General features: G+C 75.3%; 19 protein-coding genes. 11 read left to right on the top strand and 8 right to left on the bottom strand.

Annotated elements, in window-relative coordinates; genetic code table 11:
- The first annotated feature begins 322 nt into the window (after window positions 1-322).
- The 5 genes from ACH4EB_RS06560 (at window position 323) to ACH4EB_RS06540 (ending at window position 5,044) form a co-directional block, all read left to right on the top strand.
- The gene (locus tag ACH4EB_RS06560; RefSeq protein WP_398346211.1) at window positions 323-778 is read left to right on the top strand and encodes a CBS domain-containing protein; all 456 of its coding nucleotides are present in this window, start codon (window positions 323-325) and stop codon (window positions 776-778) included.
- Between the two features lie 156 nt (window positions 779-934).
- A complete protein-coding gene (locus ACH4EB_RS06555; RefSeq protein WP_398346210.1) occupies window positions 935-2,416 on the top strand; it encodes a bifunctional phosphatase PAP2/diacylglycerol kinase family protein in 1,482 nt (493 codons plus the stop codon).
- Between the two features lie 81 nt (window positions 2,417-2,497).
- Window positions 2,498-3,361 (top strand): methyltransferase domain-containing protein, encoded by an 864-nt coding sequence (locus ACH4EB_RS06550; RefSeq protein ID WP_398346209.1) that lies wholly within the window; start codon window positions 2,498-2,500, stop codon window positions 3,359-3,361.
- 67 nt (window positions 3,362-3,428) lie between these two features.
- A complete protein-coding gene (locus ACH4EB_RS06545) occupies window positions 3,429-4,592 on the top strand; it encodes a CapA family protein (protein WP_398346208.1) in 1,164 nt (387 codons plus the stop codon).
- 101 nt (window positions 4,593-4,693) lie between these two features.
- Window positions 4,694-5,044 (top strand): VOC family protein, encoded by a 351-nt coding sequence (locus ACH4EB_RS06540; protein WP_398346207.1) that lies wholly within the window; start codon window positions 4,694-4,696, stop codon window positions 5,042-5,044.
- Window positions 5,045-5,092: 48 nt separating this feature from the next.
- Here ACH4EB_RS06540 and ACH4EB_RS06535 read toward each other — a convergent pair whose 3' ends face one another.
- Window positions 5,093-6,016 carry an NADP-dependent oxidoreductase gene (locus ACH4EB_RS06535; RefSeq protein WP_398346205.1) on the bottom strand — a complete coding sequence of 308 codons (924 nt, stop codon included), beginning with the start codon at window positions 6,014-6,016 and terminating at the stop codon, window positions 5,093-5,095.
- Between the two features lie 466 nt (window positions 6,017-6,482).
- On the opposite strand from ACH4EB_RS06535, the gene ACH4EB_RS06530 reads away from it, so the two are divergent.
- Both ACH4EB_RS06530 and ACH4EB_RS06525 read left to right on the top strand, forming a co-directional pair.
- Window positions 6,483-7,163: a hypothetical protein gene (locus ACH4EB_RS06530; protein ID WP_398346204.1), complete on the top strand. Its 681-nt coding sequence runs from the start codon at window positions 6,483-6,485 to the stop codon at window positions 7,161-7,163.
- Complete coding sequence (locus ACH4EB_RS06525) at window positions 7,160-8,308, top strand: glutamate dehydrogenase (protein ID WP_398346203.1); 1,149 nt, start codon at window positions 7,160-7,162, stop codon at window positions 8,306-8,308. The genes ACH4EB_RS06530 and ACH4EB_RS06525 overlap by 4 nt, the downstream gene beginning before the upstream one ends.
- Before the next feature lie 18 nt (window positions 8,309-8,326).
- Here the strand turns inward: ACH4EB_RS06525 and ACH4EB_RS06520 are convergent, their stop codons facing one another.
- The 3 genes from ACH4EB_RS06520 to ACH4EB_RS06510 all read right to left on the bottom strand — a co-directional run bounded on the left by ACH4EB_RS06520 (window position 8,327) and on the right by ACH4EB_RS06510 (window position 13,028).
- On the bottom strand, window positions 8,327-9,721 hold the full coding sequence (locus ACH4EB_RS06520) for a cytochrome P450 (RefSeq protein WP_398346202.1): 1,395 nt from the start codon (window positions 9,719-9,721) through the stop codon (window positions 8,327-8,329).
- Window positions 9,722-9,949: 228 nt separating this feature from the next.
- A complete protein-coding gene (locus ACH4EB_RS06515; RefSeq protein WP_398346201.1) occupies window positions 9,950-11,971 on the bottom strand; it encodes a DUF5107 domain-containing protein in 2,022 nt (673 codons plus the stop codon).
- Window positions 11,972-12,122: 151 nt separating this feature from the next.
- Entirely contained in the window at window positions 12,123-13,028 is a 906-nt protein-coding gene (locus tag ACH4EB_RS06510; RefSeq protein WP_398346199.1) for an arginase family protein, read from the bottom strand.
- 150 nt (window positions 13,029-13,178) lie between these two features.
- On the opposite strand from ACH4EB_RS06510, the gene ACH4EB_RS06505 reads away from it, so the two are divergent.
- Entirely contained in the window at window positions 13,179-13,514 is a 336-nt protein-coding gene (locus ACH4EB_RS06505; protein ID WP_398346198.1) for a DUF6204 family protein, read from the top strand.
- Window positions 13,515-13,562: 48 nt separating this feature from the next.
- Here ACH4EB_RS06505 and ACH4EB_RS06500 read toward each other — a convergent pair whose 3' ends face one another.
- From ACH4EB_RS06500 to ACH4EB_RS06485, 4 genes are all read right to left on the bottom strand, one after another.
- Entirely contained in the window at window positions 13,563-13,940 is a 378-nt protein-coding gene (locus ACH4EB_RS06500) for a glyoxalase superfamily protein (protein ID WP_398346197.1), read from the bottom strand.
- On the bottom strand, window positions 13,940-14,482 hold the full coding sequence (locus tag ACH4EB_RS06495) for a GNAT family N-acetyltransferase (protein ID WP_398346196.1): 543 nt from the start codon (window positions 14,480-14,482) through the stop codon (window positions 13,940-13,942). The genes ACH4EB_RS06500 and ACH4EB_RS06495 overlap by 1 nt, the downstream gene beginning before the upstream one ends.
- 147 nt (window positions 14,483-14,629) lie before the next feature.
- Window positions 14,630-15,391 (bottom strand): 4'-phosphopantetheinyl transferase family protein, encoded by a 762-nt coding sequence (locus ACH4EB_RS06490; protein WP_398346195.1) that lies wholly within the window; start codon window positions 15,389-15,391, stop codon window positions 14,630-14,632.
- A gap of 109 nt (window positions 15,392-15,500) precedes the next feature.
- Window positions 15,501-16,472, bottom strand: coding sequence for a DUF2867 domain-containing protein (locus ACH4EB_RS06485; RefSeq protein ID WP_398346194.1), 972 nt, complete (start codon window positions 16,470-16,472; stop codon window positions 15,501-15,503).
- 45 nt (window positions 16,473-16,517) lie between these two features.
- Between ACH4EB_RS06485 and ACH4EB_RS06480 the strand changes: the two genes are divergently transcribed.
- From ACH4EB_RS06480 to ACH4EB_RS06470, 3 genes are all read left to right on the top strand, one after another.
- Complete coding sequence (locus ACH4EB_RS06480) at window positions 16,518-17,180, top strand: TetR/AcrR family transcriptional regulator (RefSeq protein ID WP_398346193.1); 663 nt, start codon at window positions 16,518-16,520, stop codon at window positions 17,178-17,180.
- 311 nt (window positions 17,181-17,491) lie between these two features.
- Window positions 17,492-18,679, top strand: a complete 1,188-nt coding sequence (locus ACH4EB_RS06475; protein ID WP_398346192.1) for a cytochrome P450 — start codon at window positions 17,492-17,494, stop codon at window positions 18,677-18,679.
- 53 nt (window positions 18,680-18,732) lie between these two features.
- Window positions 18,733-18,927, top strand: a complete 195-nt coding sequence (locus tag ACH4EB_RS06470; protein WP_398346191.1) for a ferredoxin — start codon at window positions 18,733-18,735, stop codon at window positions 18,925-18,927.
- Window positions 18,928-18,944: the final 17 nt, after the last annotated feature.

Genomic DNA, 18,944 nt, shown 5'->3' with positions numbered 1-18,944 from the left:
CGGCAGGCTCGGCGAGAGCCCCGGAGGCAGGCATGGAACTCGGATTCCTCACCCCACTCACCACCAGGCCGGACCCCGGCTCCGCTGGCTGTTCCGCCACCCGGGGCCGCCCGGTCCGCCCGGTCGCCTCCTTCGATCGTACGAGGACCGCTCCGGCTCGGCGCGGCGACCGGGGCCGACGCGATGTGTCCGGTGCCGTCGGCGCGCTCGCGCACGGCGCCCCGGGGTGACGGCCCCCGGGCGCTCGCGCTCCGGGCCGTACGGGGCCGTCACCCCGGGTCGGCCCGCCGCTCGCCGGCCCGACCGAGAGAAGGTGAACGCCATGGCACGGTTCGTGAGGGACGTGATGACCCCGGACGTCGCGGCGGTCCTGCCGGACGCCTCGCTCGTCGAGGCGGCGCAGCTCATGCGCGCACAGGACATCGGGGACGTCCTGGTGACGCAGGACGGTGTGCTGCTGGGGGTGGTGACCGACCGCGACATCACGCTGCGGGCGGTGGCCGACGGGGTCGACCCGCTGGCCGTGTCCTGCCGCTCGGTGTGCACCTTCGAGCCGGTCTGCGTCGGCCCCGACGACCACATCAGCGAGGCGGTCACACTGATGCGTACGAACGCGGTGCGGCGGCTGCCGGTGGTCGAGAACGGGACGCCGGTGGGCGTGGTCAGCATCGGTGACCTGGCCCGCGCGCAGGACCCGGACTCGGCGCTCGCGGACATCAGCCGGGCTGCCCCGGACAGTTGGCCGGACGCCGGGAACGCGGGCCCCGGGCCTGCCTGAGCCCGGGCCCCATGCGGCCCCGGGCCCGGCCGGGCCGCGGTCCGGCCGGCCGGAGCCGCCGATTCGACCGACAGGAGCCGGTTGCGGATGAAACGGACGACGCGGGGAACCGTGGGGCTGCTGTCTGTGTCCCGTTCTTCGGGGTACAGGTGGGCCATGCGAAAGCTGCTGAGCACCTGGGACCGCGGAATCTTCGACAGCGTCGCGTCACGGCACTGGCCGGGCGCGGAGCGCGTGCTGCCACGGCTGACGCGCACCGCCGACCACGGGCTGCTGTGGATGGGGATCGCGGCGGGCGCGGCCACCCTCGGCGGGCGGCCGATGCGGCGGGCCGCGCTGCGCGGGGTGGTCTCGCTGGCGGCGGCGTCGGCGACGGTCAACACCCTGGGCAAGCGTTCGGTGCGGCGCAACCGGCCGCTGCTGGACGCGGTGCCGGTGATACGGCAGCTCAGCCGGCAGCCCTTCACCACGTCCTTCCCGTCCGGCCACGCGGCCTCGGCCGTGGCCTTCGCCACCGGTGTCGCGTTCGAGAACAAGTGGTGGGGCCTGGCGCTGGCGCCGGTCGCCGCCTCCGTCGCGTTCTCCCGCGTCTACACGGGCGTCCACTACCCCGGTGACGTCCTGGCGGGGGCCGCGCTCGGCGTGGGCGCCGCCCTCGCGGTGCGCGGACTCGCGCCGACCCGGGCGCAGCTCGCGCCCCCGGCGCGGCCGGCGGCCGACGCGCCCTCGCTGCCCGCCGGCCGCGGGCTGTTCGTGGTGGCCAACCACGCGTCCGGGCAGCGCACCGGGCAGCGGCCCGACCGGGTGCAGGAGGTGCGCGGCGTCCTGCCGGAGGCCGAGGTGGTGCTGTGCGGCGATCCGGAGTGCCCGCCGATGGACAAGGCGCTGGAGGAGGCCGCCGAGCAGGCCGCGCGGGTCGGCGGCGCGCTGGGTGTGCTGGGCGGGGACGGCACCGTCTGCGCCGCGGCGGCGGTCGCCGTACGGCACGGCCTGCCGCTGGCGGTACTGCCCGGCGGCACCCGCAACCACTTCGCGTACGACCTGGGCATCGAGACGCTCACGGACGCCGCGCGGGCGGTGGAGAGCGGCGAGGCGGTCGCGGTGGACCTGGCCGGGTTCCGTACCGCGCCGGGCGAGGGCCCCACCTACTTCCTCAACACCTTCTCCATCGGCGCGTACCCGGAGCTGGTGCGCGTTCGGGAGGAGTGGGCGGGCCGGATCGGTGCCTGGCCGGCCGGGGTGCTGGCCGCCTGGAAGGTGCTGCGTACGGCCGATCCGGTGACGGTGGAGGTCAACGGGAAGCGGCGGGAGGTGTGGCTGCTGTTCGCGGGCAACTGCGCGTACCGGGGGCTGGGCCTGGCGCCGGTGCGCCGGCACGACCTGGCGGACGGCGTGCTGGACGTGCGCGTGGTGCACGGCGGGCGGCTGGCCCGTACGCGGCTGCTGACCGCTGCCCTGACGGGCGGGCTGCGGCACTCCCCCGTCCTGAGCGAGTCCCGGGTGCGCTCGGTGCGCGTCGGCGGCCTGGCGGAGGGCGGCGTGCTCGCCTACGACGGGGAAGTGGCGCCCGCGCCGGGCGAACTGACGATCTGCAAGGAGAACGAGGCGCTGACCGTCTACCGCCTGCTGCCCGAATAGCGAGACGGCGTTCTCAGGATGCGGCCGTGCGGCGTACGGTGACCACACCTGCCGACCGGGAGCGCGAAGGAGCCGTCCGCCATGCCGCACGAGTCCGCCGTCCACGCCCAGGGTTCCCGCGAGTCCGCCGCCCCCCGCGAGTCGGCCGTGTACACCCATGGGCACCACGAGTCCGTCCTGCGCTCGCACACCTGGCGCACCGCCGCCAACTCGGCGGCGTACCTGCTGGACGCGATCGAGCCGCACATGGAGATCCTGGACATCGGCTGCGGCCCCGGCACCATCACGGCCGACCTGGCCGCGCTGGTGCCGGACGGCCGGGTCACCGGGCTGGAGCAGGCGCCGGACGTGCTGGAGCGGGCGCGGGCCGCCGCCGAGGGGCGCGGCCTGGACAACGTCCGCTTCGTGACCGGTGACGTCCACGCACTGGACTTCCCGGCCGGCTCCTTCCACATCACGCACGCCCACCAGGTCCTCCAGCACGTGGGCGACTCGGTCCGGGCGCTGCGCGAGATGCGGCGTGTCACCGGGCCGGGCGGCGTCGTGGCCGTACGGGACGCGGACTACGCGGCCATGACCTGGTACCCGGCGGTCGGGGGGCTGGACGACTGGCTGGACCTCTACCGCCGGGTGGCCCGCGCCAATGGCGGCGAGCCGGACGCGGGGCGGCGCCTGCGCGCCTGGGCCCGGGAGGCCGGCTTCGCGGATGCCGCGATCACCTCGACGGCGAGCGCGTGGTGCTACGCGACACCGGAGGAACGTTCCTGGTGGAGCGGCCTGTGGGCGGACCGTACGGTGGCGTCCGCGTACGCCCGGTCGGCGGTGGACGGCGGCCACGCCGACGAGGCCGGACTGGACCGGATCGCCGGCGCGTGGCGGGAGTGGGGCGCGCGGGAGGACGCCTGGTTCGGCGTGCTGCACGGCGAGATCCTCTGCCGGGTCTGAACACGGGCTCTGACCCGACCGCCACAACCGGCACGAACTATCTCATTCCAGGCGGTATGAAGGATCCGTGACAAGAACGCACGGACTGGCCGCCCTGGCGGTACTGGCCCTGCTGGCGGCGGGCTGCGGTCCCCAGCAGCCCGCCGCGGGGCGCCACGGCGCTCCCGCGGGCCGGCCCGCGCAGGCCGCCGCGCCCGGCGGCTTCACCCTCCTGGCCACCGGCGACGTGCTCCCGCACACCGAGATCATCGAGCAGGCCCGCAAGGACGCGCACGGCCGCGGCCACGACTTCGGGCCCATGCTCGCCGGCGTCCGGCCCCTGGTGTCCGGCGCCGACCTGGCGATCTGCCACATGGAGACGGTGTACGGCGCGGCCGGCGGCCCGTTCACCGGCTATCCCGCCTTCAAGTCACCGCCCCAAGTGGCCGCCGCCCTCAAGGCCACCGGCTACGACTCCTGCTCCACCGCCTCCAACCACACCCTCGACGACGGCTCCGCCGGGATCCGCCGCACCCTGGACGCCCTGGACGCGGCGGGCGTACGGCACGCCGGCTCGGCCCGTGACGCCGACGAGGCCGCCCGCCCCACCCTCCTCGAAGCGGGCCCGGCGAAGGTCGCCCAGCTCGCGTACACGTACGGCACCAACGGCATCGCCGTACCCGAAGGGCAGCCCTGGTCGGTCAACCTCATCGACCGGGACAGGATCCTCGCGGACGCGCGGGCCGCGCGGCGTGCGGGCGCCGATGTGGTCGTGGCCAGTCTCCACTGGGGCACCGAATGGCAGCAGGACCCCGACGAGCAGCAGCGCACCCTCGCGCACGCCCTCACCGCCGCCCGCACCGACGGCCGCCCCGACATCGACCTCGTCCTGGGCACCCACGCCCACGTCCCGCAGGCGTACGAGAAGGTCAACGGCACCTGGGTCGTCTACGGCATGGGCGACCAGCTCGCCGGCTACATGTACAACCCGCAGGGTGCGGTCGACCCCCGCGGCAACCAGAGTTCGATGGCCCGCTTCACCTTCGCCCCGCCCGAGGCGGCGGGCCGCCGCTGGACCGTGACCAAGGCGGAGTTCACCCCGCAACTCACCGATCTGGAGCACGCGTTCCGCGTCGTCCCGCTGACCGCGGGCGCGCCCCGCGGCTCCGCGCACGCACGGGCCCGCGACGCCGTGCGCGCGGTGGTCCTCTCCCGCGGCGCCGCCGACGACGGCCTGAGGATGACCGGTTGACCGGTCCGGGCGGCCGGGTGAGGGATCCGGCCGCAGCCCGGTTCCCACGGAATCAGCCAACTGATCGCGTACCGCGAGGCACCCCAACTACGCTCGTCCCCATGGACATTCTGGGGACCTCTTTGCGGGTGTGCGTGACCGATCTGGACGCCGCGATCGCCGTGTACGAACGGCTGACCGGCGCCGAGGCGATGCGCTTCGAGCACGGCGGCGTCTCGGTCGCGGCGGTGGGCTGTTTCTTCCTGATGAGCGGCCCGGAGGCGCAGCTCTCGGTCCTCAGCAAGATCACCGCGACGCTCGCCGTCCAGGACGTGGACGACGCGTTGGCCGACCTGACGGCGGTCGGCGCGCAGATCATCGCGGGCCCGCTGCCGACCCCGATCGGCCGCAACCTCGTCGCCCGGCACCCGGACGGCTCGGTCTTCGAGTACGTCGACCGCAGAGCGGCCTGACACCCGGCGGCACGGGCCCGGCAGCCGACCGGCCGTGCCCGGCCCCCGTCAGGAGACCTCCAGCACGATCTTCCCGCGCGTGCGGCCCTCCTGGCTGCGGCGGAACGCCTCGGCCGCCTGCGACAGCGGCAGCACCGTGTCGACGTGCACGGTGAGCTTCCCGGCGTCGGCGAGGTCGCCCAGCACGGCCAGGCCCGCACTGTCCGGGCGCACCCACACGAGGTGCCCGCCCTTGTCCTTGACGTCGTTGTCGGCGACGGAGGCGACCCGGGAGGCGTCGCGCAGCAGGTCCTGCGAGACGTCGATGACGCCGTTGCCGACGAAGTCCAGGGCGGCGTCCACCCCGTCGGGTGCCAGCGCGCGCACCCGGTCGGCCAGGCCGTCGCCGTACGTCACCGGCTCGGCGCCCAGGGAGCGCAGGAAGTCGTGGTTGCGCTCACTGGCCGTACCGATGACGCGGGCGCCGCGGGCCACCGCGATCTGCACGCCGAGCGATCCGACACCGCCCGCCGCGGCGTGCACCAGGACCGTCTCCCCCTTGGTCACCCCGAGCCGGTCGAGGGCCTGGAGGGCGGTGAGCCCGGCGAGCGGCAGCCCGGCGGCCTGCTGCCAGCTCAGCGCGGCGGGCCTGCGCGCCAGGGTCCGTACCGGAGCGGCGACCAGTTCGGCGAACGTGCCGTGCTGGACCTCGTCCTTGCGTACGTATCCGACGACCTCGTCACCGACCGCGAACTCGGTCGCGTCCAAGCCGGTCCGCTCGACCACCCCGGCCACGTCCCAGCCGGGGATCAGCGGGAAGTGCGCGGACATCAGCGGATCGAGGTACCCCGCGAGCACCTTCCAGTCCACCGGGTTGACCCCGGCCGCCTTCACCCGCACCAGCACCGAGTCCGGCGCCACCTTGGGGTCGGGCCGGTCCGTGCAGGTGAGCTGGTCGGGGTCGCCGTAGCGGTGCGCGATGACTGCCTTCATGGTGATGTCTCCCGGGTGGGTTCGCGGACGGTTTCCCGGCCTGCCCCGTGGCCGGCCGGCGGCGCGGAGCCGTAAGCAGCCTCTCAACTGCCCTGGTGGGTCGGTTTCTCGGGGCCCCGGCTCACCGCCCGCCGGGCTCCGGGCGCGGGCGGGGCGGCCGTCCACGGACGGCCGGGGCGACGGGCGTGCGGGCGTGGTCGTGGGCCCATCTTCGGAGGCGTGCGGCCCGGAACCGGCGCGCCACACCCTCCCGCACCGCGCACAGCCGCCATTCGGCGGTCAGCGGCCGCCGGACCGGCCCCCGCGCCCCGGTGCTCGTGTCACCCGAGTGGCCCGCGCGCGGTCGTCCCCGGGCGGACGGTGTGTTCGCGTGGAAGGAGGCAGCGGTTTTCCTCTCACCGCCCGGCCCGGAGCCGGTCACCGGAGCGGCGGGCCGCCCGGTCGCCGCCGTCGACAGGAGTCGGTCATGTCCTTGCCCCGCTGGATCCGTCCCGTCGGGCCGGCCTGTGCGCTGGCCGCCTCGGGCTGCGTCCTGTCCTGGGCCGGCGCGGCGGCCGGCGTGACCCCGGGCGTGCTGCCCGCTCCCCAGGTGAAGGTCGGCAAGGCGGAGACGGACCTGTGTCCGACGCCCGCGGCCACCAAGGCGCTCGCCGACCAGGGAGTGACGCTGGAGGCGAAGAGCCCGGGGATCATCGTCGATTCCGGCGGGCGCCGGTGTGTGCGGCTGCCGATCAGCCGGGGCGAGTTCGCGCTGGACCTGAGCAAGGGGTCCGTGCCGGCCGACGGCGGTCTCGTCTTCAGGAAGGCCGGCGGCCGGAGCGTGACCTTCACGGACGTGGTGTTCGACTTCGGCTCCCACCGGGCCGACGGGACGGCCGCCACCGAGGGCAACAAGGCCGGCCGGGCACGGCAGCAGTCGGTGGAGCTGTTCGCCTTCGCCCTCCAGATGGACAAGACCACGGTCGACCTCAGCAAGGGCTCGGCACGGGGCGCCGCGGCCCTGAGCCTGGGCCCGGGCGGGAACAGCGCGCTGAAGGACGGTTTCGGCACCAGCCCGCTGCCCGCCGAGGGCACGGTGTTCGACGCCACCGCCGGTGGTGACGTGGCGCAGGCGGCGCAGGCCCTCTCCCGCGCCCTGCTGCCGTGACGGGCACCGAAGGCCGCGTGGCGGCCCCGGCCGCCGCCGGTGTCCGCGAACGGTCCGCCGCGGACCGGATCAGCATCACGGTCCCACCGCGGTACTGCCCGCTGCCCAGCGCCGTCCACCCGGACGCCGCCCGGCTGAACGCGCGCGCGGCGGCCTGGCTGAACGGGTACGGCCTGTGCCGGGACGGCGCGCAGCGCGTGCGGATGACCGGCAACGACGTCGGCGGCTTCTACGGCCGGATCATGCCCCGGTCGCCCGCCGGCCGGCTCCAGCTCGCGGTGGACTGGTGCGCGCTGATGTTCGCCTTCGACGACCTGCACTGCGACGAGGGCCCGGCCAGTATGCGCGCCGGGGACTTCGCCGGCTTCGCCGCCCGCCTGCTGCGCGTACTGGAAGCGCCGGGAACCGTACCGGGCGGGGCCGCGGACCCGTTCCTCGCGGCGGCGGACGACCTGGCGGCGCGCTGCCGGGCCCGGGGCACACCGGTGCAGGTACGGCGCATGGTGGACGGGCACCGTGCCTGGTTCCTCGGCGTCCTGTGGGAGTTCGGCTGCCGCCTGCGCGACCGTACGCCGTCGCTGGACGACTACGCCCACATGCGCCAGCACACCGCGGCCGGCACGGCCACCATGAGCTGGACGGAGATCGTCGACGGAGCGGAGGTCCCCGGCGCGGAAAGGGACTCGCCGGCCGTGCGCGCGCTGAACGAACTGGCCTTCACCACCGCGGCGTTCGACGACGATCTGTTCTCCTACGGCAAGGAACGCTGGCTGGCCGCCCGCGGCCCGCACCCCCCGCGCTGCCGGCTCAATCTCGTCGACGTCCTGGCCGCCGAACAGGGCCTGGGCCTCGAAGCGGCGCTGGCCGCGGCCGTGGACCTGTGCAACCGGCTGACCCTGCGCTTCGTCCAACTGCGGGACCGCGTACTGCCCCGGGCCGGTGCGCCGCTGCGGCTGCACCTCGACCACCTGTCCCATCTGATCCGGGGGAACATCGAATGGGGGCTGCGCGCCGGCCGGTACACCGACCCCGACGGCCGGCACCCCGGAGCGGTCACCACCACCGGCTCCTTCACCCCGGCCGCGCCGCGAGCCGGCGCGCCGCCGCCGATTCCGTCCATCGCCTGGTGGTGGGACCGGTTCTGAGGCCGCCCGGCGGCAGCGTCAGCGGCGCGGTGTGAGCACCAGGTCGACACGGCCCCGGGGCCGCAGCGCGACCGCGGCCCGGGGTTCGGCCGGGCCGGGTACGGCGACATCGAACCGGCTGATCATCGCGGCCACGACGAGGACCGCCTGCCGGAAGAAGAACGACTGGCCGACGCACTGGTGCGGCCCGTCGCCGAAGGGCAGGTATGCCAGCGGATGCCGGCCGCGGACGCGCTCCTCGGTGAAGCGCCCGGGGTCGAAGCGCAGCGGCTGTTCCCAGAACTGCGGCAACCGGTGCGTCAGGTAGGGCGAGAGCACCAGGGTGGCGCCCGCCGGGATGGTCACCCCGTCGATGACGTCCTCGGCGGCCGCGGTCCGCGGCACCGCCCACGCCATCGCGTACAGGCGGCAGACCTCGGCCAGGACCTGCCGGGTGAGCACCAGGTGGCGGGCGTGGTCGCGCCGGGGCGGGCCGCCGCCCAGCACCGCGTCGGCCTCGCGGCGGACCGCGGCCGCGATGTCGGGGTGCTTCGCGAGCGCGACCCAGGTCCAGGTCAGGGTGAGTGCGCTGGACTCCGAGCCCGCCACGAACAGGGCCACGATGTCCTGGGCGACCTGCGCGTCACTCAGCGCCCGGCCGTCGGCGTCCGCCCCCTCGAGCAGCACGCTCATCAGGTCGGGGCCGGGCTGCCGCTCGTGCCGCGCCCAGCGGATCAGCGGCAGCAGGATCTCGTTGACCGTACGGGTGGCACGGGCGAAGGCGCGGTCGCCGGGCACCGGTACCGCGAGCGGCACGAGCGGCAGCGCCATCCGCCACAGCAGCGAGTCGAACGCGACGGCGACCGCCGCGGCGAGCCGTTCGCACTGCCACTGCGGGATGCGCGAGCCGAAGAACGCCGGGTTGACGGCCCGGAGCACGACGCGCGTCATCTCCGCCGACGCGTCCACCGTCGCGCCCGTCGCCACGCGCCGCGCCAGCTCCGCCACCGCGCCGTCGACCGAGGAGGCCGTGCGGTCGGCGAAGGTGTGCGCGCCGACCGCCAGGCCCTTGCACCACAGATCACGGCTGGCCCGCCACCGAGGCCCCTCCCCCGCGATCCCCAGTCCCGTGAGCCGGCCCATCGCCTTCCACATGGCCGTGCCCCGGCGGTAATTGTCGCCGTGGTCGCGCAGCACGCGCCGCAGATGGTCGGGGTGGGTGACCAGGAAGGGCCGGAAGGTGCCCAGGTCCAGCCGGGCGAGCGCGCCCTGGGCCTGCCGTCCGGTCCGTTCCATCAGGCCCAGCGGGCCGCCCTCGCGCAGCCCGCCGACGACCTGCCGCAGGGAGACGGTGTGGAGCCGGGTCCCGGCAGGACGGTGCGGCCGCGCCGCCCACGGCGGCCGGGGCGATCGGCTGTCGGCACGGATCGGCATGACGGTGCTCTTTCGCGGCGCGGGGTGACGGACACGGCCGGGTGGCGGGCGCGGACCCGGTCACGCCCGGCCCGCGCACCGCACCTTATGCGCCTTCCGCCGCTTCTCCCGCCGGCCACACCGGGCCGTTCGGGGTGGACCCGCCGCCCGTCACGGTCCGCCGCCGGGCAGCGGTCGCGGTGAACCGTGCCCGGAGACAGGCTTGGGGAACGGATCCGGCCGCGCGCCTCACACCTTCCGCATCCGGAATTCGTAGCGCTCCGGGAGCGGGTGTTCCGCGTGGGCCTCGGCGCGGACGGCCGGGGTGACGGGGCCGGAGCCCGCGGTGAGGGCCTCGGCGACGGCGTACCAGGTGTCGCTGAGGACTTCGTCGCCCTCCCGCAGGTCGGGGACCTCGAAGCCGCGGTCGAAGACGGCGCGGGCCGCGGCGGCGTCCCCCCGGGCGAGGGCCACCTGGGCGGTCAGCAGGGCGGGGCGGCCGTCGGTACGGGCGGCCTCGGGCAGGCGGTCGAGGGCGGCCGCGGCGTCGTCGGGGCGCCCGGCGGCCAGCAGGGCGGGGACCGCGGCGCGCACCAGGGCCGGGAGCAGGGGCGCGATGTCGTCCGTGGCGTCCGCGGGGTCGTCGTCGGGCACGCAGGCCAGCGCCTCCGCGTAGCGCTGCGCCGCGCGCGCCGTCTCGCCGGCGGTCTCCTCGGCGACGGCGAGGCAGTAGAGGGGCCGGCAGTCGGTGCCGTGCGCCAGGGCCCGTTCCCAACTGCGGACGGCCTGCGCCCGGTCGCCCGCGTGCCACTGCGCGATGCCGAGGTGGTAGTCGGTGCCCGGCCCGGGCGGCGCGGACTCCAGCAGGTCGCGCCATGGAGCGGCGACCAGCGGCGCGGCGGGCACGCCGCCGTCGCGCGGGAAGTCGCCGGTGTGCAGCAGCGCCAGCCAGGGCCGCTGGTCGGGGCCGAGGGTGGACTCGGGGAAGGGGGTGCCGGGCAGGTCGTGGCCGGTGCGGGCCCGTTCGAGGGCGCCCCAGCCGGAGCCGGTGGCCAGCGTCTCCTTGGGTTCGGCGGCGGCGTACGGCCGCCAGGCGGCGAAGGCCGCGTCGACCTTGGCGCGCGGCAGTTCCGCTTCCAGCCGGGCGCCGGTCTCGCGGCGGGCGGCGGCCCAGTCCGTGCCGTGCACCACGGCGGGGTCGGCGGCGAGCGGCCCGTACGCCTCCAGCCAGGCGAACTCCGCGCCGCCTTCGAGGCGTACGTGTTCGAGCTGGGTAGGGGCCAGTCCCGCCTGGATCTCCGCGTAGCCGCCGGTGCCGGGCTCGGTGAGCCACTGCTGCCAGCGGCGCCCGGCGCGTCCGGCGCCCCACAGGAACAGTTTGCGGCCGCGCAGTGTGTCGGTGGAGGTGTGGACGAGGCCGTGGCCGGAGGCGTCGAGTGCGGCGATCCAGGGGCGGTCGCCGTCCGGGATGTCGTAGAAGTAGTCGGCGGGGTGTTCGCTGCGCAGCGGGTACGTGCGGTCGGCGCCGCCGGACTCCGGTACGGGAACGCGGCGCAGGGTGTGTTCGTACCCGAAGTGCCAGGCGTCGTCCGCCGGGGCGAGGACGCGGGTGTGCTCGTCCTCGGGGACGGCGATGTTGGACCACCAATAGGCGGGGACCGCGTTCAGGTGGGGGTTGTGGACGCGGACGCCGACGAAGAGGAAGTCGGAGCCTTCCGGGAGCCAGAGGTCCACCTGGAAGGGGAGGTCGCGCAGCCGCTCCCACTCCCACAGGCGCAGCATCTCGCCGCCATCGGGGGCCGGTACGGTCGCGGCGTGCACCGGGGCGCACGACAGGGTGGTGTGGCCGGTGGCGCCGGTGTTCCACTCGATGCCGCCGGAGAACCAGGCGCCGTTGAGGGCGAAGTTGGCGGGTTGCAGCACGGGGTTGCGGTAGAGCAGTTCGCGGCCGGTGGGTTTGTGCACGAGGGAGTGCACGCGGCCGCCGAGGCCCGGCAGGACGGTGGCGCGCAGCCGGTCGTTCTCGATGACCAGCGCGTCGAGGGTGGTGTCGGTGCGCTTACGGCCGTAGCCGTCGCGGATGCCGACGGGCAGCAGGGAGCCCAGGGGTGCGTAGCGGAGCCGGCGGGCCATGTCGGGCGGCAGGTCCGGGCCCTCGGGCGGCTCGACGCGGTGGACGTCGCCCGGCGCGCGGAGGGCGGGCAGCGGGTTGACCGGGCCGACGGGCGCCGCGGGAAGGGTCAGGGTGGTGCGTCGTACGCCAGTGGCCACGGCTGCCTCGCAAGGTTGTACCGGGCCACCTCGGGTGCGGTGGCCGCCTGTTGACCATGGAACCCTGTCCGCGCGAACCTGAAAAGGGCCTGTTGAGACCATGTGGCCACCGAACGCGGTCAGGTGCCGGCCCCGCGGCGGCCGGCGCCGGTCAGGAGGGCGCGAGGGCGCTTTCCAGGAGTCCGGCGAGCAGCGCCGCGCCGGTCCCCGCCGGGTCGAGGTCCGGGTCGTAGACGGTGAGGTCGAGCCCCGCGCAGCGCGGTGAGGCCGCCAACGGGAGGAGCAGCCCGCGCAGTTCCCCGGGGAGCAGGCCGCCGGGGCCGGGGCTGTCGACGAAGGGCATCACGGACGGGTCGAGCACGTCCGCGTCGAGGTGGATCCAGAAGCCGTCCGGCGCCGTGTTCTGGAGGTCGCGCAGGGTCTTGCGGGCGACGGCGTCCGGGCCCTGCCGCCGGATCTCGCCGGCCGTGTGGTGGGCGATGCCCAGCGAGGTCAGTTCGGCGCGGTCCTCGTCGTCGTCGCGGATGCCGAGCAGGTGCAGGTCACTGTCGCGTACGTACGGTCCGAGGCCGTCGATGCCGGTGAGGTCGGCCTGTCCGCGGCCGGTGATCTGGGCGGCGCCCTCGCCGGCCGCCGCGCCGACGGGGCCGTTGCGGTCGGTGTTGCCGGGGTGCCGGAAGTCGCTGTGTCCGTCGAGGTGGACGATGCCGTACCGGCCGGTGCGCCGCAGGCCCAGGGCGGCACCGAGCAGGATGGAGCAGTCGCCGCCCAGCAGGACCGGGAACTCGCCGTCGCGCACGTGCGCCGCGACGCGGGTGGCGAGCCGGCGGGTGTACTCCGCGATGGCGGCGGCGTGGAAGTCGCCCTCGCCCTCCCGCCAGCCGCCCAGGTCGTAGCGGGGCGGTGTCAGGACGCCGCCCTCCAGGGCGCCGAGCCGCCGCAGCAGGCCCTGTTCGCGCAGGGCGCCCGCCAGCTTGTGGCAGCCGGGTACGGTGCCCGGCGCGGGCGGGCGCAGCCCGAGGTTGGAGGGGGCGTCGAGGAGCACGATGCGGCGCATCCGGCCATCCCACCGCACCGGCCCCGCGGACTTCAACAGGATTTCGGTGGCGGCGGGCGGGTGCCGCGCGGCGGCTCGGCATGCCGTACCGTTGCAAGCGCATCGGTACGGCGAGGGACGCCGTACCGGCGACGGAAACGAGGGAAGGCGATGGCGACGGACCACACCTACCGGGTGATCGTGCGGGGCCGGTGGGACGGACTGACCGACGAGGCCAGGGCCCGGCTGCTGGCCGAGGCGGACGACCACGGCCTGGCGCAGCTCCGGTTCACGCCGGAGGGCTCGCTCGCCTACGACACCGCGCTGCGCTCGTTCACGTACCGGTACGTGATCGTCTCGGACGCGGCGGACGGCGAGGAGCTGGCGGCCGCCCTCGCCGAGGAGAAGGCGGAGGCGGCCCTGACGGCGGCGGGATACGGCTACCGGGACCTGCGCTCGTCCGCCACCGACATGGACACCATGAAGGTCAACCGCAAGGGACGCTGAACGGCTGCCGGGTGGGCTCCGGCTCCGCCCGGACGGCCTTCCGGCGGCTCACTCCGCCGGCGGCTCGTTGAACCGCAGGTGGTTGCCGAACGGGTCGGTGAGGTCCAGCGACAGCCCGAGCTCGCCGTCCTCCTCCAGGCCGGGCCTCAGGAACGGGTGGACCTTGGCCGTCAGTTCGGCGTGCAGCGCCCGTACGCCGCTCAGCTCGACGTGGACCACCGAGCCCGGTGTGCCGTCCCCGTGGTGCTCGGACAGGTGCAGGACCAGGCCGCCGCGGGACACCTGGGTGTACAGCGGCAGGTCCGGCGCGAAGCGGTGCTCCCAGTCGACGGCGCAGCCCAGGTAGCCGAGGTAGAACTCGTGCGCCTTGGCCACGTCGAAGACGCGCAGCACCGGGACGGGGTGCCGGAAGGTGATCTCGGACATCAGGTCCTTTCGAACATGTCACTGGTGATGGCCCAGCGTTCGTGGTCCCGCCAGGCGCCGTCGAGGAACAGGAAGTCGGGCGAGTAGCCCTCCAGCCGGCAACCCGCGCGCTTGACCAGGGCGATCGAGCGTTCGTTGGCCGGCTGGACGTTGATCTCCAGACGGTGCAGCCCCAGCTCGCCGAAGGCGTACCCCATGGCGAGCCGCAGCCCCTCGCTCATCAGCCCCCGCCCGGCAGCGTGCGCGAAGGCGCCGTACCCCACCGCCCCGCAGCGGAACGCGGCGTGGACGATGTTGTTGATGGTCAGGAAGCCGGCGATACGGCCGGTCTCCGGCTCGCAGATCAAAAAGCCCTCGCGCGACGGCTCCCGGAGTTTGGCGAGATAGCTGTCGTAGGCCGCGTCGGTGGTCGGCGGGGAGAGCCACGGCCGGTGCAGCCGTACGCTCTCCCGCGCCCGCGCCGTGAACTCCGCCCGGTCGCCCGCCGTGAAGTGCCGCAGGCCGACCCGCGGGCCGGTGGCGAGATACGGATCGTCAGCCATCGTCCGATCCTATGAAGTGACCGGCCGGGGCGCCAGACACATCGATCGCAGGAGCGAGCCGACAACCGCCGGCCGGGCCGGAACCGGGGCTCGGGGCCGGGCCGCGCGGGCAGCGCCCGGCCCGGTACGGCACCGGCCGGGACCGGGTCACGGTGTGGCGGCCGCCGTACGTATCGCACAGGCCGCCGCGTATCCCTCCGGCACCGCCACGTCCGCCATCTCCCACCCCGGCACCGTGACCGGCACCGGTCCGGCGCCGACCAGCGTCGTGGTCATCAGATCGCCCGCCAGGCCGCTGCCCGTGCCCTTCAGGTACGCCTCCTTGCGGGTCCAGCAGCGGGCGAAAGCGGCCGGCCGGCCGGCCTCGGGCAGGGCGTCCAGCGTCGCGCGCTCCCGCGGATGCAGCATGCCGGACACCTCGGCCACCGTGCGGGACGAGGCCGGCTTCTCGATGTCCACGCCGACGGGCGTCCGGGCGAAGCCGATCAGCGCCATGTCACCGGTGTGGGAGAGCGAGAAGTGCAGCGGCGCCCCGGCCCCGGCCAGCGCCGGCCGGCCGTGCGGTTCGTCGCAGCAGGGGCAGGGTTCGCGGACGAACCGGATCCCGGCCGGGTCGCGGTCCAGGTACGCGCCGAGCAGCCGGCGCAGCGCGCTGTGCGAGGTGGCGTAGGTGTCGCGGTCGCCGGGCCGGACGAACGCGGCGGTCCGCTTGCGCTCGGCCGCGTCCAGCACCGCCGTGTCGTGCAGCCCGGCCTCGGGCACGGTGCGGACCAGCCACAGCGACACCTCCCCTGTCCCGCCCGCCGGCAGCGGGCCCGGCAGCGCGGACGCGTCGTACACCTCAGGGGTCAGGGCAGGCCGTACGGCGCCGCTCTCCTCGCTCGGGGCCCAGGTATCGCCCGTGGTCATCGTCGCACTCCCTCGTCGTCTTCCCGCGCGGCCGCCCGGAGTCCTCCGGTCCGTCCGTTCCTCGGCGGCGCGTGCGGGCGGCCCGGCGCGGTGCGGGTGCCGGGAGCCGTTACGGCCGTGTCCGGTGACCGTACCCGGCTCGCGGGGCGCGCGCCGCCAACTCGCGCTCCCCCGCGCTCGGTGCGGCCAGCGCCAGTCGGCGGTGTGCACGGCGGAGCATCGCCCGGGCGAGCACGGGGTGCACGCGCCGGACCGCCGCGAAGTAGAGCCGCCCGCCGGTGTGGTGGGTGCGGACGACCGTGCTGAGCGTCACCCGCCCGTCGTGGCCCGCGGTCCGGCCGTCCGCTCCCACGGCCGGGCTCTCGATCAGGACCGACGCCCGGAAGTCCAGGTGCCGGGCGTCCCGGCCGAGCAGGATCTCCCCGCCGTGCCCGGTCGCGGCACGGCCCGTCTCGGGGAACGCGCCGCGCAGCACGCCCTTCCAGGCCGCCGGGTCGCGCGGCATGCCGGGCGGCAGCGGCAACTGCCAGGCGTCCTGGAAGTCCGTCCGCGCGAAGGCGGTGCGGGCCAGCCGGGCACCGGAGGGGACGGGGACGGCGGTGGGGCGCTCCCACAGGAGCCGGTTCAGCAGCCGCACCCACCGCGAACGGCGGACCGGGGCGCGGACCGTGCCGGTGGCGGCGCGTTCGACGTTGTCGAGGACCTCCTCGACGACGGTGGCGTGCAGCCACCGGACCGCGAGCGGCCACGCCAGGAGCCGCGCGCCCCTGAGCCGGTCCTCCAGGACGTGGGTCACCCGGCAGCTTCCGGCGTCGAGCGGGGTCACCTCGATGGCGTGGTGGCCGCCCTCGGGGAAGGCGCACCGGATGTGGCGGCCCGGCTCGTAGGCGGTGACGCGGTAGCGGACGAAGCCGTGGCCGCCGGTCGCGCCGACGCCCAGCGGGCGGTCGAAGCGCATGGCGGGCCAGACGGGCACCGGGAAGAGCGGGTCGTCGTCGCCGGCCAGTCGGTCGAGCAGGGCTCCGACCGTCTCGGCGGGGGCCTGGACCGTGCGGGTGTGGACATCGCGGACCGTGCGCATCGGGCACCTCCATACGGTGGCGTATGTTTGACCGTACGGTAGCGTATGGCCATGGCGCAACGGCGAACGGACCACCCCCCGGCCCCCACCTCGGACCGGCCCCCGAACTCCCCTTCCGGCGCGGGCCGTGGCCGGAAACCGGCCGGCACCCGGCGCCGCCTGACCGCCGAGGACTGGGCCGACGCCGCCCTCGCCGCCATCGGCGAAGGCGGCCTGGCGGCGGTGGCCGTGGAGCCGATCGCCACCCGGCTCGGCACCACCAAGGGCAGCTTCTACTGGCACTTCGCCAACCGGGACGCCCTCGTCGACGCCGCGCTGGAACGCTGGGAGCAGGTGCGCACCGAAGCCGTCATCACCACGGTCGAGGCGGAGCCCGACCCGGAGCGGCGCCTGCGCGCCCTGTTCGCGCACGCGACCGCCGCGTCGGCCGCCGACCCGCTGGAGGTCTCCCTGCTCGCGACGGCGGCGGAGCCGCGCGTCGCGGCGGTCCTGCGCCGGGTGGCGGACCGCCGGGTCGGCTATGTCGCCGACCTGTTCGCCGCGCTGGGCTTCCCGGCGGCCGCGGCGCGGCGGCGGGGCCTGCTCGCGTACGCGGCGTTCCTCGGCCACACCCAGCTCGGGCACGCCGTCCCGGAGAGCCTGCCCGGCGGGGCGGACCGCGACCGGTACCTGGACGCGGTGATCGACACCCTGCTCTGCCGGGACTGACCGGACCCGGGCCCGTACGCCCGGGCCCAAGCACCACTCCCGTCCGTACGCCCGGGCGCCCGGCCCCGCGCGGTACCCCCGTCCGTATGCCCGGGTCACCGGCTCCGCGCGGCACACCGGGGCGCGGCCGGAATCGGCCGGTCTGCGCATGGACGTATTACGTGCATGGGGCATGTGGTGGGAGGCGATCCGGACCGGCCCCGTCCCTCCCCGCCCGTCCAGCCCTTATCCCCTCCCGACCCGCCGTCCGCCAACCTTGTCTCAGGAGCCCACCGACCCACGGCCCACGCAGCCTTCCTCCAGGAGGTCCCATGACCGAGGCTCTGTCCTTCCCGCAGGACCGCACCTGCCCCTACCACCCGCCCACCGGCTACCAGCCGTTGCGCGACGCCCGCCCGCTGTCCCGCGTGCGGCTCTACGACGGCCGCCCCGCCTGGGTGGTGACCGGCCACGCCGAGACCCGTGCCCTGCTCACCGATCCGCGCCTGTCCGCCGACCGGCAGAATCCCGCGTTCCCCGCCCCCGCGCCGCGCTTCGCGACGCTGCGCAACGTGCGGACCCCGCTGCTGGGGGTCGACGACCCCGAACACAACACCCAGCGCCGGATGCTGATACCGAGCTTCAGCCTCAAGCGTGTCGCCGCGCTGCGCCCCCGTATCCAGGAGATCGTCGACCGGCTGCTGGACGCCATGGCGGAGCAGGGCCCGCCGGCGGAGCTGGTGTCCGCCTTCGCGCTGCCCGTGCCGTCCATGGTGATCTGTTCCCTGCTCGGCGTCCCGTACGCCGACCACGAACTCTTCGAGAAGCTGTCCCGCACCCTCCTGCAGAGCACCGACCCCCAGGAGATCTCCGGGTCCCGGGACCGCCTGGAGGACTACTTCACCGACCTGGTGGCCCGCAAGCGCGAGCGGCCGGGCGACGGCCTGCTGGACGAGCTGATCGCCGAACGCCTGGAAACCGGCGAGATGGACCGCCGCGACCTGGCACGCATGGCCATGCTCCTGCTGGTGGCCGGTCACGAGACCACCTCCAACATGCTCTCGCTGGGCACCTTCACGCTGCTGGAGCACCCGGAGCAGTTCGCCTCGCTGCGCGCCGACGCCGCGCTGCTCCCGGACGCGGTGGAGGAGCTGCTGCGGTTCCTGTCGATCGCCGACGGGATGGTGCGGGTGGCGACCGAGGACATCGAGGTCGGCGGCGAGACGATCCGGGCGGACGACGGCGTCATCTTCTCCACCTCGGTCGTCAACCGGGACGGCGCGGCCTACGCCTCGCCGGACACCCTGGACTGGCGGCGTTCCGCCCGCCACCACGTCGCCTTCGGGTTCGGCGTCCACCAGTGCCTGGGCCAGAACCTGGCCCGCGCGGAGATGGAGATCGCCTTCGGGTCGCTCTTCGCCCGCTTCCCCGGTCTGCGGCTGGCGGTGCCCGCCGCCGAGGTCCCCGCCAAACCCGGCCACACCCTGCAGGGCCTGGTCGAACTGCCCGTCACCTGGTGACCGGCCGGCCGGCCGTACCCGCGGCGCCCGCCGACGAACGGAAGAGATCCGCCATGAAGATCGACATCGACACGTCCGTGTGCATCGGCTCCGGCCAGTGCGCGCTCACCGCGCCCGAGGTGTTCACCCAGGACGACGACGGGTTCAGCGCCCTGCTGCCGGGCCGCGAGGACGGCGCGGGCGACCCGTTGGTACGGGAAGCCGCCCGCGCCTGCCCGGTCCAGGCCATCACGGTCACCGAGCCCTGAGCCCTGAGCCCTGGGCC

The sequence above is a fragment of the Streptomyces sp. NPDC018045 genome (assembly GCF_044327445.1).
GTDB lineage: Bacteria > Actinomycetota > Actinomycetes > Streptomycetales > Streptomycetaceae > Streptomyces.
This window is presented reverse-complemented; position numbering and strand designations above follow the sequence as displayed.

Bases quoted from the DNA above. Each gene is read 5' to 3' on its own strand.
- ACH4EB_RS06530 (WP_398346204.1), top strand. From the start codon at position 6,483: ATGTCCTTGCCCCGCTGGATCCGTCCCGTCGGGCCGGCCTGTGCGCTG.
- ACH4EB_RS06480 (WP_398346193.1), top strand. From the start codon at position 16,518: ATGGCCATGGCGCAACGGCGAACGGACCACCCCCCGGCCCCCACCTCG.
- ACH4EB_RS06485 (WP_398346194.1), bottom strand. From the start codon at position 16,472: ATGCGCACGGTCCGCGATGTCCACACCCGCACGGTCCAGGCCCCCGCC.
- ACH4EB_RS06540 (WP_398346207.1), top strand. From the start codon at position 4,694: ATGGACATTCTGGGGACCTCTTTGCGGGTGTGCGTGACCGATCTGGAC.
- ACH4EB_RS06550 (WP_398346209.1), top strand. From the start codon at position 2,498: ATGCCGCACGAGTCCGCCGTCCACGCCCAGGGTTCCCGCGAGTCCGCC.
- ACH4EB_RS06560 (WP_398346211.1), top strand. From the start codon at position 323: ATGGCACGGTTCGTGAGGGACGTGATGACCCCGGACGTCGCGGCGGTC.
- ACH4EB_RS06495 (WP_398346196.1), bottom strand. From the start codon at position 14,482: ATGGCTGACGATCCGTATCTCGCCACCGGCCCGCGGGTCGGCCTGCGG.
- ACH4EB_RS06490 (WP_398346195.1), bottom strand. From the start codon at position 15,391: ATGACCACGGGCGATACCTGGGCCCCGAGCGAGGAGAGCGGCGCCGTA.
- ACH4EB_RS06470 (WP_398346191.1), top strand. From the start codon at position 18,733: ATGAAGATCGACATCGACACGTCCGTGTGCATCGGCTCCGGCCAGTGC.
- ACH4EB_RS06520 (WP_398346202.1), bottom strand. From the start codon at position 9,721: ATGCCGATCCGTGCCGACAGCCGATCGCCCCGGCCGCCGTGGGCGGCG.
- ACH4EB_RS06500 (WP_398346197.1), bottom strand. From the start codon at position 13,940: ATGTCCGAGATCACCTTCCGGCACCCCGTCCCGGTGCTGCGCGTCTTC.
- ACH4EB_RS06475 (WP_398346192.1), top strand. From the start codon at position 17,492: ATGACCGAGGCTCTGTCCTTCCCGCAGGACCGCACCTGCCCCTACCAC.
- ACH4EB_RS06535 (WP_398346205.1), bottom strand. From the start codon at position 6,016: ATGAAGGCAGTCATCGCGCACCGCTACGGCGACCCCGACCAGCTCACC.
- ACH4EB_RS06510 (WP_398346199.1), bottom strand. From the start codon at position 13,028: ATGCGCCGCATCGTGCTCCTCGACGCCCCCTCCAACCTCGGGCTGCGC.
- ACH4EB_RS06555 (WP_398346210.1), top strand. From the start codon at position 935: ATGCGAAAGCTGCTGAGCACCTGGGACCGCGGAATCTTCGACAGCGTC.
- ACH4EB_RS06505 (WP_398346198.1), top strand. From the start codon at position 13,179: ATGGCGACGGACCACACCTACCGGGTGATCGTGCGGGGCCGGTGGGAC.